This is a genomic window from Akkermansia sp. RCC_12PD, from assembly GCF_036417355.1.
Classification (GTDB): Bacteria; Verrucomicrobiota; Verrucomicrobiia; order Verrucomicrobiales; family Akkermansiaceae; genus Akkermansia.
On the sequence record NZ_CP143889.1, the window covers coordinates 2026573 to 2044057 of the forward strand.

15 protein-coding genes and 2 tRNA genes are annotated in these 17485 nt (G+C 48.5%); 13 read left to right on the forward strand and 4 right to left on the reverse strand.

Going from position 1 to position 17485, the window contains the following annotated elements; all coding sequences use genetic code 11:
* Nucleotides 1-24 precede the first annotated feature (24 nt).
* Together V3C20_RS08600 and V3C20_RS08605 are read left to right on the forward strand one after the other, a co-directional pair.
* On the forward strand, nt 25-906 hold the full coding sequence (locus V3C20_RS08600; protein ID WP_161981430.1) for a TIM barrel protein: 882 nt from the start codon (nt 25-27) through the stop codon (nt 904-906).
* Between the two features lie 47 nt (nt 907-953).
* A complete protein-coding gene (locus V3C20_RS08605; protein WP_161981429.1) occupies nt 954-1823 on the forward strand; it encodes a M23 family metallopeptidase in 870 nt (289 codons plus the stop codon).
* 13 nt (nt 1824-1836) lie between these two features.
* Here V3C20_RS08605 and V3C20_RS08610 read toward each other — a convergent pair whose 3' ends face one another.
* Complete coding sequence (locus V3C20_RS08610) at nt 1837-2691, reverse strand: GYF domain-containing protein (protein WP_130084797.1); 855 nt, start codon at nt 2689-2691, stop codon at nt 1837-1839.
* Between the two features lie 369 nt (nt 2692-3060).
* On the opposite strand from V3C20_RS08610, the gene V3C20_RS08615 reads away from it, so the two are divergent.
* Genes V3C20_RS08615 through V3C20_RS08630 form a run of 4 tightly spaced genes read left to right on the forward strand, consistent with a single transcriptional unit; the run spans nt 3061 to nt 8575 of the window.
* Nucleotides 3061-5316, forward strand: a complete 2256-nt coding sequence (locus V3C20_RS08615) for a hypothetical protein (RefSeq protein ID WP_130084796.1) — start codon at nt 3061-3063, stop codon at nt 5314-5316.
* Between the two features lie 20 nt (nt 5317-5336).
* Complete coding sequence (locus V3C20_RS08620; RefSeq protein ID WP_130084795.1) at nt 5337-6038, forward strand: hypothetical protein; 702 nt, start codon at nt 5337-5339, stop codon at nt 6036-6038.
* 26 nt (nt 6039-6064) lie between these two features.
* Entirely contained in the window at nt 6065-6361 is a 297-nt protein-coding gene (locus V3C20_RS08625; RefSeq protein ID WP_130084794.1) for a RyR domain-containing protein, read from the forward strand.
* A gap of 21 nt (nt 6362-6382) precedes the next feature.
* Complete coding sequence (locus V3C20_RS08630; RefSeq protein ID WP_130084793.1) at nt 6383-8575, forward strand: hypothetical protein; 2193 nt, start codon at nt 6383-6385, stop codon at nt 8573-8575.
* Nucleotides 8576-8666: 91 nt separating this feature from the next.
* Here the strand turns inward: V3C20_RS08630 and V3C20_RS08635 are convergent.
* Nucleotides 8667-8792: transfer RNA gene (locus V3C20_RS08635), tRNA-Arg, on the reverse strand.
* 315 nt (nt 8793-9107) lie between these two features.
* Between V3C20_RS08635 and V3C20_RS08640 the strand changes: the two genes are divergently transcribed.
* From V3C20_RS08640 to V3C20_RS08650, 3 genes are all read left to right on the forward strand, one after another.
* On the forward strand, nt 9108-10151 hold the full coding sequence (locus tag V3C20_RS08640) for a hypothetical protein (protein ID WP_149873397.1): 1044 nt from the start codon (nt 9108-9110) through the stop codon (nt 10149-10151).
* Nucleotides 10152-10179: 28 nt separating this feature from the next.
* Entirely contained in the window at nt 10180-10338 is a 159-nt protein-coding gene (locus V3C20_RS08645; protein WP_153812570.1) for a hypothetical protein, read from the forward strand.
* A 656-nt stretch (nt 10339-10994) separates the two neighbouring features.
* Nucleotides 10995-11528 carry a hypothetical protein gene (locus V3C20_RS08650; RefSeq protein WP_130084790.1) on the forward strand — a complete coding sequence of 178 codons (534 nt, stop codon included), beginning with the start codon at nt 10995-10997 and terminating at the stop codon, nt 11526-11528.
* A 408-nt stretch (nt 11529-11936) separates the two neighbouring features.
* Here V3C20_RS08650 and V3C20_RS08655 read toward each other — a convergent pair.
* Nucleotides 11937-12013: transfer RNA gene (locus V3C20_RS08655), tRNA-Pro, on the reverse strand.
* A 94-nt stretch (nt 12014-12107) separates the two neighbouring features.
* Here V3C20_RS08655 and V3C20_RS08660 point away from each other — a divergent pair.
* On the forward strand, nt 12108-12590 hold the full coding sequence (locus V3C20_RS08660) for a GNAT family N-acetyltransferase (protein ID WP_130084789.1): 483 nt from the start codon (nt 12108-12110) through the stop codon (nt 12588-12590).
* A gap of 302 nt (nt 12591-12892) precedes the next feature.
* On the opposite strand, the gene V3C20_RS08665 is transcribed toward V3C20_RS08660, so the two are convergent.
* On the reverse strand, nt 12893-13483 hold the full coding sequence (locus tag V3C20_RS08665) for a SagB/ThcOx family dehydrogenase (protein WP_130084788.1): 591 nt from the start codon (nt 13481-13483) through the stop codon (nt 12893-12895).
* 309 nt (nt 13484-13792) lie between these two features.
* Here V3C20_RS08665 and V3C20_RS08670 point away from each other — a divergent pair, with 309 nt between their 5' ends.
* The 3 genes from V3C20_RS08670 to prfB all read left to right on the forward strand — a co-directional run bounded on the left by V3C20_RS08670 (nt 13793) and on the right by prfB (nt 17478).
* Entirely contained in the window at nt 13793-15481 is a 1689-nt protein-coding gene (locus V3C20_RS08670; protein ID WP_067569117.1) for a 30S ribosomal protein S1, read from the forward strand.
* Between the two features lie 136 nt (nt 15482-15617).
* On the forward strand, nt 15618-16019 hold the full coding sequence (locus V3C20_RS08675; protein WP_130084787.1) for a metal-dependent transcriptional regulator: 402 nt from the start codon (nt 15618-15620) through the stop codon (nt 16017-16019).
* 339 nt (nt 16020-16358) lie between these two features.
* A protein-coding gene (gene prfB, locus V3C20_RS08680; protein WP_192907219.1) for a peptide chain release factor 2 occupies nt 16359-17478 on the forward strand; the annotation gives its coding sequence in 2 pieces (ribosomal slippage) (nt 16359-16442 and nt 16444-17478; 1119 coding nt in all).
* The last annotated feature ends 7 nt before the right edge of the window (nt 17479-17485 follow it).

The window sequence follows — 17485 nt, forward strand, 5'->3', positions numbered from 1 at the left end:
CACCGTCATCAGGACGGGGAGGAGATGATTGATGAGATTCTTTCCCTGGGGTTTGACCATGTGGAACTTTCCCACGGCATCAAGCTTTCTCTTTTGCCGGGCATCATGAGGGCCGTGGAAGCGGGCAAGGTGCGTGTGGCCGGCGTTCACAATTATTTTCCCGCTCCGATTGACGAGGTGGGGGATGCCCCGGACAGCAGGCCGTTTACGGCGGATTTGCCCCAGGTCCGCAGCAAGGCGATTGAACTGACGAAGAAGTCCATTGAACAGGGCGCCTCCCTGGGCGCCGGATATATTGTTTTGCACATGGGGACGGTGGAACCGCTGGTGAAGCGTACGGATACGGCCCGGCTGCAGACCATGGCCAGGGAAGGGCTGGTGGGCACGGAGGAGTTTGCCCGGACCAAGGGGGAATTCGTCAGGCGCCGCAACCGTCTCGCTCCCGTTTATGTGGAGCGTGCCCGCGAGGCCATCCGCCAGTTATTGCCCCATGCCTCGGAGTTCGGAGTGAAACTGGGCATCGAAGGCCGCAGCCATTATGAACAGATTCCCAGTGAGGATGAAATGGCGGACCTGATGCGGGAGTTTGCAGAAGAGAGGTTTGTCGGTTACTGGCATGATTTCGGGCATATTCAGCGGAAGCACAATTTGCTCTTATTGAATCATGAACAATTCATCCACAGTATATCTCCCCATTTGATCGGCGGGCACGTGAACGACGTCAAATGGCCGGCCCGCGATCACCAGGTGCCCTTGATGGGGAGCGGGGTGCCTTTTGAACGCCTTTTGCCTTTTTTCCCCGCAGGCGTGCCGCTTGTCTGGGAACTTTCGGGGAGAGCCGCCGCGGAGGACATCCTGACTGCGCGGGAATTGTGGGAAAGCAGGTTTCCGCAGACGTTGCAGTAACCATCTTGTGATTGTCAATGCGGTGCATTGCATATAGAGTGGGAACAATGATTGACAAGACGACATCCCGCGTCATTCTGGGCCTGCTGGTGACGGCCGGGGTGATGGTTGCAGCGTTTGCCTGGTACAAGGCCCGTGACGCCGCCAGTCCGGATGCGGGCGCGTACAAAAATATTTATGACGTGGATGTTCCGCAGTCCGCTCCCATTCCCGTGGATTACAGACTGATTCTGCTGACTCCCCAGGAACTGGCCAAGGCCCCTCTGGCGGATGTGTTTGTGTCCCCGCTGGGGGATGACAACGGAGCGTTTACGTATTCCGCCCAGGGGTTCGGAGCCATGAATGCCGCGCGCGGCGGCAGGCATACCGGACAGGATTTGAACGGCATTGGTGGAGAGAATACGGATGAGGGGCTTCCGGTGCGTGCCGCGGGACGCGGGCTGCTGATTTATGCCGGGGAACCGTCTCCGGACTGGGGAAACGTCGTGGTTCTGCTGCATCGGCTTCCTGACGGCCGTTTTGTGCAGAGCCTGTATGCTCATCTTAAAACTATCAGCGACATTCCTCTGGGAACCATCGTGGGCCGTGGGGAGCAGATCGGCACTGTGGGCACGGCGCACGGCAATTATCTGGCCCATCTGCATTTTGAAATGATTGAGTCCATCGCCCATGAGGCGGGAATGCCGGGGTATGGCAAGACGACGTTCAACCGGATCAATCCGGACGAGGTGCTGGAAAAGTACGCTCCCGACCCCGCGATGATGATTCCGGACCCCGTGATTGCCCTGAAGGATGTTCAGCAGGCTGCCGGCTGGGAGAAACTGCTGGAAAACCTTTACCGGGACAACAGCATGGAGGCTCTGGACAAGATTCTGCCGAAGGAACAGCAGGAAGGCGCCCTGAAACCCGCTCCGTAACCGGAAAGGCCGTTTACGGAAGTTTGTCTTCCTGCCTGGAGGCCAGTTCCCGCTGCATCCTGCTGATTTGGAGAACGGATATCAGCCACAGGATGCTGGCCGCGGTTATCAGGGAACCGATCAGGAAGAAGGCCACCAGATAATGTTCCACTCCGAAAGGGAAAAGCAGGGACAGCGTGAGGGCGGTCGCCGCGGTTAAGTACAGCCGCACGGCCAGGGAGGGGGATTGCAGCATCCATTCTTCCGGATTTTTTGAGGCTCTGTACAGTTCCTGGATGATCAGGGCATTGAGCACCATGCCAACGAGAGGCATGCAGCTGAGGATAACGCTGGCCAGGGGAGTGAACCGCAACCCTGAAACGCGGAATTGCTGTACGTTGGCGCAGGCCCGGTAAAGCCAGACCAGCTGGACGGCCAGGGAGGGGATGCACAAAAGGCTGAACAGGAAAATGAGGGGAAGCACGTAGGAGGGAAGCTGATCTACGACCTGCCGGAGAGTGGTTTGAACCTCCGCATAGTCCACGATATGATGGAAACAGACAATCCACAGGGTCCACAGGGAGCAGGCCAGAAGAATGAAACAGGCCGGAAAGGCTAATCTGGAGAGCTCGAAGAGGGAGTACCGCAAACGGTACGTGGGGGGCGGGGGGGAGATATCCGGCTCTTCCTTCCGGAAGGGGAGGGTTTCCGGCTCTTTTTCCGGCAAAACCTGCCCGACCGGCTGCCATCCGTCCATGCCCGGCTTCCAGGTGAGCGTTTCCGAGTCAATGACGCCCTGGCCCAGAAATTCCCGGACTTCGTATTCGGAGTAGGACCTCGGCTGTGAATCGCCGGGAAGCTTCAGGAAGTATTCACTCATCGCCTGCATGTTAAGAGAAGAAAGGCCGCGGGAGCAATGTGAAATTGAGGGATGACTGATAAAGTTCTGTGGTCTAAGTTGTTCTTTCCACTTTTTATTTTTTCAAAAACAGGTGGTGACAGTAGATACAGTCACTGTTTGAGGCTTTAAAATTTTTTAAGAGACATGTTATGAAATACTGGATAAATCAAATGTTTCCCAAATATTTCTATAAATCATTGATGTCGGAATGTAGGAAACAGCTCCTTTTACGGCAAATATAGGGTCTAGTTTGTGAGTGTAAGCAATCTTATTTATTGTCGTTCTTGAATTTATTTGAATATCCAACATTAATTGATGTTAATGTCAATTATCTTGATTTTTAGGAAATATAGCGTCATGGTAGATATTATTAATATAGTGAATTTCGGTATGAATCAGGAAAAGTATATTAGTCAGAAAAAGAAGCGATCCTTCACCAGATTTCTTCTAACAGAGGAGAGCTCAAGAAAAATGGCGTCAGCTATGGATCAGAAGAAATTTATTTCTCTGGAAACTATTTTTGATAGCAATTTTTCATCACATGCTTTTCTGGATGACGAAGAGAAATGGTGCAGAGATACATTGAGCTTACATTTCTTTTATAAAGACAGCAAAAGACCTCATGGGTTCCATGACTTTTATGAGGACATGCCAAGTAGTCTACCTTTTCATAGAAATACTCCCTATCCGGTTTATTTCTCATTGATCAAAAAATTCATCCAATATGAAAATTCGCCGGAATGGAGCAAAGATTTTATTCTATCAAAGATAACTGAAGGCGAGTTTCCCCTTCTGTTTTATGGTGTGGAGCAAATCAAGAAGAGCAATAACAGGTATGAGTATTCTTACGTTTTTATCGCTTCCGATATTTGCCCACTACCTCCACCCCACATTCTTTTTTCAGAATCGGAAAAGGAGACCACTTTTTTGGAATTTCCTCAAGATCATTCATTGCCTCTTCCGTTTTTCAAAAATTCATTGGGATATTTTCTTGCTCATAGATCGCAGAATCTTCAAGAGATCCGGCAGGCCCAGGATATTATCCGACAAGTAGTGCCGGTCTGGGTAGATGAAAGCTATATGTCCTATGGTGTGCATTGGTTTCTGGAAGTTCGCCTCTCTATGCAGTGTTGTGAAGGTATGCTTATTTTATGTACTGAAGAACTGAGAAATAATATGAATTCCGTACGTGAAGAGTTGGAGGTAGCCAAAGAACTTTTAATGTCACGACAGGAAAAATTTAAAATTGTAAAGTTGTATTTTACTTCAGAAATATATGGTAATGAATATCTTCCTGAAGATGATTCCATGAATGTTTGCTCTTTTTTGTCTACGGATGAAAGCGTTCGTTCTTTTTTGATGGGAAAAGGAGGATTTTCTACGGGACGGAATTTGACTCAAAATGGAGAGGATATCAAACGTTTCATTGATTTGACTACCCCCAGGGGAAGATCAATCATGGACCGTGCTACGTTGATGCCTGCTAATATTCCTTTGTTTCCTGAGATTTTTGCCGATTCTACGACAGGGCGATTGACTAATGAGAATAAGGAGAACAAAGGTATTATTCAATTCAGCTTCATAATAGAATGTTCGGATGGGCGTATTCTCGAATTAGGCAGATTGGATGAATTTCATAACGTCACAGGAGGGCAAAGTATTCTCGTTTCCTGGTCGCCCTTTGAAGAATCCTATGATGGAGATACAAGATATTATCCTAATTCTTTGGAGGATATCTGGAATATCTATCAAATGGAAGTGGCTCATCATGTTCGTCTCAAGAGACCGGATATTGTTCCTTTTGCCTTTGTCACTAATATTTTAGGAAAAAAGAGCTATTTGTTTTATATTTTCCGTGTCCATTACCATGTAAAGGGAGAGGAACTCCTAAAAAAGATTTTTCTTAAAAAAGATAAAGATGCCGTTATCGGTTTCTTTGAGGCGCAGGATTTGCTTCCTTGTGAGGAAGAAGTAGCAGTTCTTGCCGGCAATCCTCTGCAGCAGGGACCTGTGCCATTGCCACAGAAAAATAAGTCAGATGTGCAAACGCTCAGAATGCTTTTAGAGCAGAATGGAAATGATTCCTTCGTCCGCAAAGCCTCTTTTGTGGACTTCGGAGAATCTCAAATAACCCCAATCTCCTCAACCGCTCCCGGACTATTGCCGAAGCAGCTTGTCGGAGAAGATAAGAGTTGTCTTTATATTTCCTATCCGGAAGAAGAATACCTTCTGGCACTCGAACTTAAGCAAAAACTGGAAGCTGCCGGGTGTGGCCCGGTGTATGTTCCTAATTACGAGAAAAGAGAATTGGATAAGGAAGCCATGCATTACAGCTATTCCTGTCTCTTTCTATGTACTGAAAAAACTTGTGATTCCGAGCGTATGCGTAAAGATAGCCAATGGGCTTTGGAAACGTCCAGCAAGCTGGAGAGAATTAATACGTACAATATTATTAAATTGTTGGTAAGAAAGGCTGACAATCCTGAAAAATGTTCTCCTGAAATATTGAAAAACTGCCGCACGTGCAATGCTCTTCTTGAACAGAACAGTTCTGATGCCGTTGGCTGCGCGGTCCAGCAACTTAAAGATATGCTGTGCAGCGGATTGGTATAATTTACACTCATTATTCCATTATGCCTGAAAACATTGATGCAAAAAGATATATAGATAAAAAGGAACGATATTCACATACCCTCAGAGAGCGTTTTGACAAGAGGGAAATTCCGTCTTTTCAAGAGTTGTTTTCCCATTCGCAAAGTGCTCCCCTGAATCACGAACAAAAAAAAGGAAAGGATATTATTCAATTCAGTTTTTTTATTACTACGCGCGAAGGGGATATCATGCTGATCGAACGTTCGGATAAAAGCCATGTCATCACGCGCGGCTTGAGTCTGCTGGTTTCCTGGTCACCGGCCGTGTCCGTGTTTCCCTCGGGAAATAGCTGGCCCAGTGATCAGGAAGACCTGTTCTTTATTTTTCATAAGGAAATTACATCAGAGCTGCTAAAAAAACCGGAATTGAAATATACGGGCTTTGCACGCAATGACATGGATTCCGAAAGAACTTATTATTTTCATATTTTTGAAGCCCATTATCCTTGTTCATCATTTGAATTTAAAAAAATGGTTTCCAATATGGGAAGGAAAAATTTGTTCATCAAAGACAAAGATATTTTTGTAGATATCCTGTCACTGGAAAATTTGAAAAACAAATATGTCATTACAAATGATGTAGATTCTGCCTTATTGGACTTTATTCATAGAAAGAGATTAAAAGAAGTATATATGTCCGGAGAGAATTGTATTCTTCTACCTGGCTCATTTTTAAAGAATTGAAAAAGTTTGATCAAGGTTTTTTCCACATGAAATTTATAAAAAAATGTATTTCCAAGCCACTGGACACATCATCCGTGCAAATTTCAGATGATCTCAGGGAATTAATTGAGTTGATTGCGGAGAACACCCATAACGTATGGGCTGAAGAACGTTTGCGGCAAGGATGGAAGTTGAGACCTTGCCGGGATGAACAACTTAAAACCCATCCTTGCCTCATTCCTTCTGAAGACCTCCCGGAGAAAGAAAAGATTTTTGACAGACGAATAGTTTCGGAAGTGATAAAACTTATTCAGGTATCAGGATTTTCAATTAAACGTTATTAATGATAGAATTGATTTATTATTATGGATAATAGTTTTTATATTTTTTTTACTGCTATTCTGGCAGTATCCATAGTGGTATGGAGATTTTTTCCTAAATTTAAATTTTTCATATGGATATCAAAAGGCTCCCTTACCCAAATAGGTGTCCTGATATTAATTATTATATTGATAGGAATATCGTTTCATTTATTAGATTCTTACGGCCATGGGTATGGTGTTGGAAATTATACATCTGCCTCGCCGGTTAAGCATTTTTTTAACTCTGTATCACCAGAGGCATTATATTTGTTCAAAAATAATTTATATATGCATTTTATGGCCGCGTTCACAGGGTATATCCTTTTATCCGGATTATTCATAACTACCTTTGTCAGTATATTTCATCAAAAGCAGGAACTTCACGACCTTGGAAAAATTGAGTATAAAAATGTAAATGACCATTATGTGATCATCGGGGGAAGATTTTTAGTAGGAAGTATTATTCGACAATTACGCAACCACCCGCTACCTCGTAATAAAAATTGCTGTTTATTACAGAAGATATACGAGAAAAAGCCTTATATTATGTTATTAACTTCAGAACATGTTCCCACTCTTAAGGAGCGTTTGCGAGCCCAGCTGTCTAAAGACCAATTTTCTAAAGTAATTTTTATTCATGGCGGCCAGAATTGCAAAGAGGATATTAAAAAACTGAATTTGAAAACATGCCGGGAGATTTATGTTCTGGGTGAAAATAATGATATTGACCGGGATGGTAAAAATATTAACACCGCTTATCTTATCTCCCAATTATTTGAAGATTGTGTGAAGAGCCAACCTAAAAAGACTGTCTGTAAAGTCATGTTTGACAAACATTCCACTTATGAATTGTTTCAGAGAGGATTAGGGGGTTCTCTTGCCAATATTAACTTTGAACCTTTTTGTTTTTATAAGGATTGGGTAGAGAAAATTTTTGCCTCAAATGTAAATAATTCTTTTGGTATCAAATATTTTCCTTTAGATCGTGTTCCCATTGTAAAAGATTCTAAAAAATTTGTTCATTTAATCATTATAGGTATGTCAAAAATGGGCATTACGATGGCTGAAGAAGCCGCGCATTTCGCTCATTTTCCTAATTTTTCATCTCAACAAATAAAGACCAGGATTACTTTAATTGACAAGCGGGCTTCAGAAGAACTGCGTCAATTCCGTAATAGCCGAACAGGACTTTTTCGTGAGGTTTCTTATCAGCTTGAAATTATTTCGGAGAATAAACCTGTGAAATTTGAATTTACTCCGCAAAGAAATAATTTGTTTACTGATATCTTTTTTAATTTTATCCAGGGAGATATCTTAAGTTCTTCTGTGCGCAAACGCATAAAGGACTTTGTTAGTGATGAAAATGCCATTGTTACGATTGCCGTGTGTATTCCCAACCCAGCAGATGCTCTGAATATAGGGTTGAATCTTCCTTCTTGCGTTTATGATTCTTGTCGCAGCAAGCACACAGTGCCCGTTTTGGTTCAGCAGGAGACTGTAGAAAGTGTTTTATCCGTGAATGAACATCATATCCCGACGAAGTGTTACCAACCTTATAAAAATGTTTTTCCTTTCGGCATGTTGGATGAGGTAACAGGTATTGTTTGTGATAATGACCGTGGAGCACAAATTGTGAATTATATTTATTCATTTGCTTCTGAATGGATTTGGAAAAATGAGGATTTTTTAGAGGAAAACAAGGAGTATCTCGATTGGATTATTAATTCCATACTTAGTGAGAGAGACAAGGTGGAAAACGGTATGAAGGAATACTTAAAAAATAAGGCGGAAAAAGATTGGGAGGAAATGAATATAAAAAATAAGTTTTCCAATAGATATAGTGCAGCCTCCGTAGAAATTAAGCTTCGAAGTGTGAAGATATCCCCTGAGTGTTTTCGTCAAAGCAGGGCATTCTGTGAACAATGGCATACCGTTCTAAAGGATAATGCAAATATATTGGCTTCAACGGAACATAACCGTTGGAACATGGAAAAATTATTACTGGGGTTTGTTCCAACATCTGACACGGAACATATGAATTGTCAAAGAGATTATAGTTGTAGAAATTTTTATAAGAACCGTTATGCAATTCATGATGCTATTAGGCCGTTTCACGAGCTGGGAATAAAAGATAGAGTTTACGATTATTTCTTTGTACTTTACTGTTATCTTATCTGTTTACCTGGCGATGAATAGTATACAGACCCATTGGAGAATGATTTATCAGGAAAAGAAAAAGCCCTTGCAGATTGTTTTATTCTGCAAGGGCTTAAGAAATGGGAAATTTTGGTCGAGCTGACAGGATTCGAACCTGCGACCTCTTCGGCCGGAACGAAGAGAATTCAATTTTTGGCTATTGATAATCAATGGTTGCGTTTCTTGTGCCCCTTTCATACCCTTTATTTTCCGCTTGATTATCGTGTCGTTTTTAACCTTTTCCCTCACCTTCCGAATGAGGATTGGGCTACGTGTTAAACGTGTTGGTAGGTTCAGGGAACGCTGCCAGAATACCGGAAGGCTGATAGTTCAGTCTTTCAAAGAAGTAAACAACAAACAATAGCAATGAATAATTATATTCCTTTAAAAAAGCAGTTGTTCCTGTTTGTATCTATGATGGTAGTAAACCTCTTATTGACAAAAAACTTGGTGTAGAAGCCACGGATTGCCGCTTTGACGGTTCGGAGTGCGGACACTCTTTCTCCCCGGAGCTCCGGAAATGTTCATTAAGGTGGAAGAGGACGGCCTTTACTATTTTGGTCTGGAAGCCGACGACAAGGGGTTCCTCAAAATCGCGGGCGAGGAAGTCTGTGTCAAAGACGGAATTCCACCCCACGGACGTTTGGAACTGGACACCTGGTCAAAAAACCTGAAAGCAGGTTATTACAAGGTCCAACTCCTGTGCATCAATGAGGAATATTCTCCCACCAGTGGCAATGCTATCGCCTTCAATGTGACGATGGACAAGAAACCCATCAAGGAAGGAAATTATTCCGGCGATTCGACGATGAAGCGTACCTTCACCGCATCCTCGAAGATGAAATTGTGGACTATCGTGAAAGAGGCCACCATCACCTGTGAAGAATCCAAGGAGGTGGAAATCGGATTTGACGAAAAGGCTCCGACTATTTCAAACGAAGCAAGAGATTGTATAATCACGCCTATTATGCCCAGAGTTTTTGTGACGCCATGCAAGGATGAAGTAGCCGATGTCTGTAGGCTCCGGGTTGCCCACGTTTCCTGTGGCACCGAGGTTTTGATTCGCACGGGAGGTTATCAGGATGCTCTTGCCAATCCGCCAACCACGGAAGTGGAAGCCATTATCGCAGTCGAGTGCATGAACAGAGAACAGGCCAGGGGTGGTGCTTTAGGTTGGAGCACCAGGGAAGCTTCTATGGCCCATGAAGAGCACCACCGCCAGCGGTGGAGGGAAGCGTACCAGTTGTACTGGAAACATTTAAAGGTTCAGGAAGAACTGGAAAAGGAAAACGTCTCCTGCAAGGAATATCCGGACATGGACCAGGCACTGGAAGCGATGAAGAAAACCGTTGCCGATTGGGAGAAGAAATTCTTTAACACGACTTCGGAATATGTTCGCAAACTTCCTGACGATGCGAACAGCCGTCCTTATTGCGCCGCACAAAAAGTATTGAACGAAGCGACTGGAAGCATTATTGCTTTAGCGGATGCCAACGGATGGAGCCGGGTTCCCCGGAACGTCACGGTGCCGGGAGTAACGGAACCCGTGTGTTTCCTTCCCCCCGGTCAACGGTGAAGAAAACTGAACCTTTACCTATTAGGTCATGAACAAAGCCCGTTTTTTGCTCAATTTGCTGATCGGAACGTTGCTTTCCGGAGCCGCCCTGGGCGATCAGGCGGACAACGGCCTGGAATGCACTATCAAGATGGAAAGATCTTTCTTTGGCGTGAGAGACAGGCTGCGGGATTTCACGCTCGTTTAAGAGCCGGTCCGGCTTTATGATGATTTTTATCCCGAGCCGACATTAGGTCCGCATATCAAGATAGAACTCTGGAGCCAGCAAACAGGAAAAAAGAAGAAATTGGTTGGTTCGTATATAGGAGCCTATCATGTTAACAAGATGTTTCAGCACATCCGTTTTATTACCTTGAAGCCGGGATAGAAACATGAAGTACCCATTAGGGATGTTTACCTGCTGGTGGACTTTATCCCTGAGACGCTGCGTTTGTCCAAGGGGGAAATCTACTTGCTGGAAGTAGAGTTCACGGATGAGCGTGGCGAACCGGGAGTACGGAGAACATACAAGGGAAAGACAAAATTAATTACCAGACCTTGACGAATAATAGGAAAGCCGCTCATCCAATGTAAACGTTTTTTTGACCATATTGAGGACGGATCAGCGCAGCGTCCGCATTCTGAATGCTGGGCTGGGAAAATGGCCTTTCGCCATCATCCCATGGAATATCGGAAACTTGCCCCAGGCCAGGAATACAGCGTCACGATTCCGGTTTGTCTGGATAATGTCGAGTTGGAAGACCGGAAATAATGTTCTTGTGAACTGGAAACGCGCTACTATAATCAGCAGGGTAAGAATTGTTTCCTGGGGACTCTCCGGGCGGCGACTAAACTCGTGCTGTAATGAAAAAAATCTTCCAGATTTTAGGGCTTCTGGCCAGCCTGTCCCTCCATGATCCCGCATGGGGGGACAAGGCCGACAACGGAGTTGAATGTTCCGTGGTGATGGAAAAGACCTCGTTCGATCCAAGAGCAGCTTTTCCGGATTTCAAGCTGGTATTTGCCAACAAGGGAGAAAAGGCTGTGCGTCTTTTCGACGACTTCTATCCTCTCAAGGAACGCGGCCCGAATATCATCATCAAGATATGGAGTCAGGGAAACGGCAAGAAGGGAGAAAGGCCAACGGCATGGTATCTTCCCTCCTATCAAATGGAACGTGTTGCGGATCTTATGCGCTTTATTACCTTGAACCCCGGAGAGAAGCATGAAGTGCCCGTCAAGGATGCGTACCTGCTGCTGACCTATTTACAACCTCTGGCCAGCGGAAAAATATACGAACTGGAAGTACGTTTCCGGGACGAATATGGAGATCCGGGTGCCCGGAGGGAGTATGTGGGGAAAAAGGATTTTATCGTCATTGATCAAACCCCCAGGTGAATTTGAAAAATTACGGCAGCCCCGTTCGTGAAATATGAGCGGAGCTTTTTCATGGGAAGAGAGGTCATTCTCCAACCTTGGGGTTTTGGATGTGGCAGAGCGCTCCTGTGTCGGTATTGATTTTGGATTTCACAAAGTTGAGGACTTTGGCTCCAAGGGCGTTTTTCCCTCTGAATTTGTAAATGGCTTTAACGTCTATCCTTTCAGGCTAAACTTTTAGAATTTGGCTTATGTGATATTGTCCTCTTGCAGGAGGGTAAATTCCATCAACAGGGCGTTATTGATTCACCCCAGTAGACGGTCTGCACCTTCGTTTAGGCTATGGGGGAATAGGAATTTTGAGGTGTAAAATTGCTTGATGTTCAATTTTTAGGGCACAAAAAAGCCGCCCGGAGGCGGCTATTAAATTGGTCGAGCTGACAGGATTCGAACCTGCGACCTCTTCGTCCCGAACGAAGCGCGCTACCAGCCTGCGCTACAGCTCGTTGATGTGGTGCGGCGCAGTCTAAGGGCGGAAAGGCGGTTTGTCCAGTTTTTTTTGTTCGCGGCGGAACTTAATTGTGCTACGGTTCAGGGGCTATGATGGATATGCTGGTGCGGCTGTATGATTTGCCCGATATTGATGATGAAGTGCAGGTCTTGAAGGAGCGGGGCATCCTGATACGGCGCCCCGGCGCTTATGAACGGCATCTGGTTGCGGATTGGGTGGGGCGCCATTTTTCCCCCAAGTGGGTGAGTGAGACGAAGACGGCTTTTGCACGGCAGCCCATTTCCTGCTTTATTGCTACGAGGGAGAAGCAAATGATTGGGTTTGCCTGTTACGACGTGACGGCCCGGGGTTTCCTGGGGCCGATGGGCGTCGGGGAAGAGGCCCGGAAGAGCGGTGTGGGGCGGGTGTTGCTGGTTTCCGCCCTGCGCGGTTTGAGGGACATGGGGCACGCGTATGGGATTATCGGCGGTGTGGGGCCTGCCGACTTTTATGCCCGGACGGTGGGCGCTGTTCCCATTGAAGGGAGTTCCCCCGGCATTTACGTGGATATTTTGCCGGAACCGCAGGCGTGAAATTTTGATCTGCGCATCGTTTCCGTTTTGTTTTTTTGAATGGCTTCGGAATCGTCCGCTATCCGGAAAGGAAAAAGAAAGGTGCGGGGATCGGGTGGAAGAGTGGAGGCGTTTCCATCAGGTTGAAAGCAGGGGTAGGGAACGGATTCAGGAGAATCCTGCACCGGAGGGCGTTGGGCCGGCCCGGAGGGAGTAGAAATATGCATCATGTGCATAAAAAACACCCCGCCATTTTTATTTGCGGGGTGTCTGGCTGAGTGCCGGGAGGGCATTCCATGTGCACGCCTTTTGGGAATAGGCTGTTATTTGTCCTGTTTGTAGCCTACCGGGTGGCAGAGCATGACGGTTTGCGGGGCTTTGAGTTTCAGCGCCGCTTGCAGAGCGTTCTTGTCCATGCTGCCTTTCGGGTAGGTTGCCAGGCCCGTGCCGGAGCAGAAGAGGGAGATGTTCTGGGAGACGATTCCCGCATCCATCGCCGCCCAGGGTTCGGCCGTGTCCGTTACCAGGATGAGGCAGACGGGCGCATCGGCCGGCCGGGCGTCTCCATCGCTGACGGGCACCAGGGCATGCGCCTTGTGGTCGTACAGATAGGAGGCGTCCTTGGTGCATACATAGATTTTGACGTCCTGCCGGTTCATGGCGGATGGAGCCGTGCGCTTTCCGGTGTCGGCCCGGTTGATGCCGTTGGCCGCCCAGACAAGGTCGGAGAGGTCTTTCTGGGAGAGCATTTTATCCGAGCAGCTGCGGATGGATTGCCTGTCCGACAGGGCTTTCATGACTGCGGAGCCGCGCGTCAGGTCCGGCTGGTCCAGTTTGATAGTTTCCGCCGCCTGGAGCAGGGCGGTTCCGGCCAGTCCCAGGGAAACAATGAGAGGAAGGAGGTGTTTTTTCATGTTACGGAAGTGCAGGGGTTATGGAATGGAGGGAAGAATTTCCCCATTGCGGGAATTTAACATGGGAACATGTCCTCTCAAGGCTTTTCTGCGCCCTGTTGTTCAGGTACGTTTCCACAGGGAAGGAAATGCGGAGGGAAGGTCTTCATGCCAACCGAGAGTTTTTTCAAGAAAAGCCTTGAGTTTTTATGGAGAACTGCTATTGAAAGCGACCGATTTTTCGCCCGGCGGGGGAAGGCGCCCCGATTGCCCGCCGGCCAACCAGGGGCCATGAGAAAAATCGCCAATACTAACTCATCAACCATTTAAATGAGCACAACTGAACTGGCGGAGCTGATTGACAGCAAGTTCCGCGAATTACGAGAAGGTTCCATCGTTACCGGAACCATCCAGGAAATCCGTCCCCAAGTCGTCTTGGTGGACATCGGCTACAAGTCCGAAGGCGCTATTTCCATTTCCGAGTTTGAAGACGAGGAGATCGAAGTAGGGGACCAGATCGAGGTCCTTCTGGAACGCCTCGAAAACGACGAAGGTATCGTCGTCCTTTCCAAGGAAAAGGCCGCCCATAAGCAGAATTGGGACAAGATCGTGGGCGTGTACCGCGACGGCGGCCTGGTCAAGGGCAAAGTGAAGAGCGTCGTCAAGGGCGGCCTGATGGTCAACGTTGGCGTGGAAGCCTTCCTTCCCGGTTCCCAGGTGGATATCATTCCTCCGCGCGACCTGAACGAGTATGTGGGCAAGGTTTACGAGTTCAAGATCGTCAAGGTGAACGACGACCGCAAGAATATCGTTCTTTCCCGCCGCGAGGTGATCGAAGCCGAACGCGCCGACCAGCGCCAGCGCTTCCTTGAAACCGTCAAGGAAGGCGACAAGGTGGAAGGCCTCGTGAAGAATATTACTGACTTCGGCGCTTTCGTGGACCTCCGCGGCATGGACGGCCTGCTCCACATTACGGACATGAGCTGGGGCCGCGTGAACCATCCGAGCGAAATGCTCCACATCGGCCAGTCCCTGGAAGTCGTGATTCTGGAAGTGGACCGCGACAAGGAACGCGTTTCCCTGGGCCTGAAACAGATGACGGACAATCCCTGGGCGGACATCGAACGCAAGTACCCGATCAATTCCCAAGTCAAGGGCCGCGTGACCAAGCTCCTGCCGTACGGCGCCTTCGTGGAGCTGGAAAAAGGCGTGGAAGGCCTTGTTCACGTTTCCGAACTGTCCTGGGTCAAGAGAATCACCCGTCCGAGCGACGTACTGAAGCTGGACCAGGAGATCGAAGCCGTTGTGCTTTCCATTTCCGTCAAGGAACAGAAGATCTCCCTCGGCGTCCGTCAGCTGGAAGACAATCCCTGGGCGGATATCGAATCCCGCTTCCCGATCGGCACCGTTATCAAGGGCCAGGTCCGCAACCTTACTCCCTACGGTGCCTTTGTGGGCCTGGAAGAAGGCATCGATGGCATGATCCACGTGTCCGACATGAGCTGGACCCGCAAGATCAACCACCCCTCCGAAGTGCTCAAGAAGGGCGACGAAGTGGAAGCCATCGTTCTGGAAATCAAGAAGGAAGACCAGCGCGTCTCCCTTGGCATCAAGCAGCTTGAGTCCGATCCGTGGGAATCCATCAACGACCGCTTCAAGGTGGGCGACATGGTGAGCGGCCAGGTGGCCAAGATCGCCAGCTTCGGCGCCTTTGTGAATCTGGACGGCGACATCGACGGCCTGATCCACATTTCCCAGCTGAGCGAAGACCATGTGGAACGCGTGAAGGACGTGATCAAGGTGGGTGATGAAATCACCGCCCGCGTGATCAAGGTGGACAGCATCGAACGCCGTATCGGCCTTTCCATCAAGGCCGTCAATTACGACACCGAACAGCTCCGCCGTGAAACCGCTTCCTTTGAAGCCCTTCGCCCGAGCAGCGACATGGTCGGTCTGGAACACGCCTTCAATCTGGCTACCCGTGAAAACGAAGAATGGAGCCCCTCTGAAGAGAAATAAGCTTCACTTCGTTTTACACTGATTGATTTGGCCGCCGCGGATGTTCTGTCCGCGGCGGTTTTTTTTCTAATTCTAAATAAGGCTGGAAAAAATCTTGAGTTAGTTCCGACTAAGGGGTTAACTAATTTCTCACACCATGCTGGAACTTACCAAGAGCAATGAGGATTACCTGGAGGCCATCGGCCTGCTGTCTGAAAAGAACGGCACAGCCCAGGTGCGGGATATTGCGGAAATGCTCAAGGTGAAGATGCCTTCCGTGACTTCCGCCGTGAAGCAGCTGGCGGACATGGGCCTGGTGGAATACACGCAGTATGCCCCCGTCAAGCTGACTCCGCAGGGGCGCAGAATAGCGGGCAAGATCATCGTCAGCCACGGCATTTTGTTTGATTTCCTGCGTGAAGAACTCGCCCTGTCGGAGGAACGGGCCAATGAGGTTGCCTGCCAGATTGAGCACATCATGACTTTTGAGGAGATTGAACGGCTCAAGTCCTGCCGTATTCGCCCGTTTGCGGACGGTGTGGAAAACGGAGGCAGATAGGGTGTCTTGATCCGGGGGGGACTGCAAGGTTCGCGTCCTTGTAAAGGAGACTGGGAATTCCGTTTTTGTGGAGGACGATTTCTGTTTTCCACGGCGGGATTTTACGAGTTACGGAAGGCGAGTAAGAAAAATTTTCTTCTCCCGGGTTTCAGGGGAGTTTTTTTGCCATGAAAGTCGGGAGCTTTTCCGTCCCGGGTTCCGGGAGTGCGGGAATGGAAGGAAGTATTGGAGGGGCAGGGCTGGTTCCTGTGTGGCCATTTGCCGGCTCATGGCGCGATGATTTGAAGGCACGGCATTTTGCCCTTTTCCGCTTGTCTGATTCATGGTAGGTTCCCGCGCATGGATCCCCATATCGCTGCAGATCTCTCGGCGCTCGACACGGCTGCTTTGCACAGCCGTCTTTCCGAGCTCGGGAGCTATCTTTGACCTGGACGGCATACAAAAACGAGTAGCCGAGTTGGACGAACGCATGAGCGCCCCGGATTTTTGGGATGACCAGAACGCCGCGCGGGCGCTGATGGCGGAAGTGAATCCCCTGAAGCACAGGATGGAGGCGTTTTCCTCCCTGAAGTCGCGCCTGGAAGATATAGACGCCACGATTGAACTGGCCCAGGAGGCGGACGACGACGACCTGGGACGTGAGGCTGTGGAAGAGTTCGGAAAATGGGAGAAGTCCCTGGCCGATTTTGAGCTGCTGACCCTGCTGAATTCTCCGCAGGACCAGGCTTCCTGTTATTTGACGATTCATGCCGGAGCCGGCGGCACGGAGGCCTGCGACTGGGCATCCATGCTGCTGCGCATGTATATGCGCTGGTGCGAACGCCGCGGCTTTACGGTGACTTATCTGGAAAGTACGGACGGCGACGATGCCGGCATCCGTTCCGTGACCGTGAAGGTGGACGGGGAGTATGCCTACGGTTATTTGAAGAACGAGCGCGGCATTCACCGCCTGGTGCGCATTTCTCCCTTTGATTCCGCCGGAAAGAGGCACACTTCCTTTGCGTCCCTGGACGCTACTCCGGAGGTTTCCGATTCCATCAACATTGAGATTCTGGACAAGGATTTGAAGGTGGATACCTACCGTTCCGGCGGCAAGGGCGGCCAGAACGTGAACAAGGTGGAAACCGCCGTGCGCATCACGCACATTCCTTCCGGAGTGATCGTGGCCTGCCAGAATGAACGCAGCCAGTTGCGTAACAAGGAAGAGGCCATGAATATGCTGCGCGCCAAGCTGTACCAGATTGAGGAAGACAAGAAGCAGGCTGAGGCGGACCGTCAGTACAGTGAGAAGGGGGACATCGGCTGGGGTAACCAGATCCGGTCCTATGTCTTCCAGCCTTACCAGATGGTGAAGGACCTGCGCACGGGCGTGGAGTCCGGCAACATTCAGGACGTGATGGACGGCAACCTGGACCCCTTTATTGAGGCCATGCTGCGCGGCCACAAGCGCGACCGCTGACATTTTC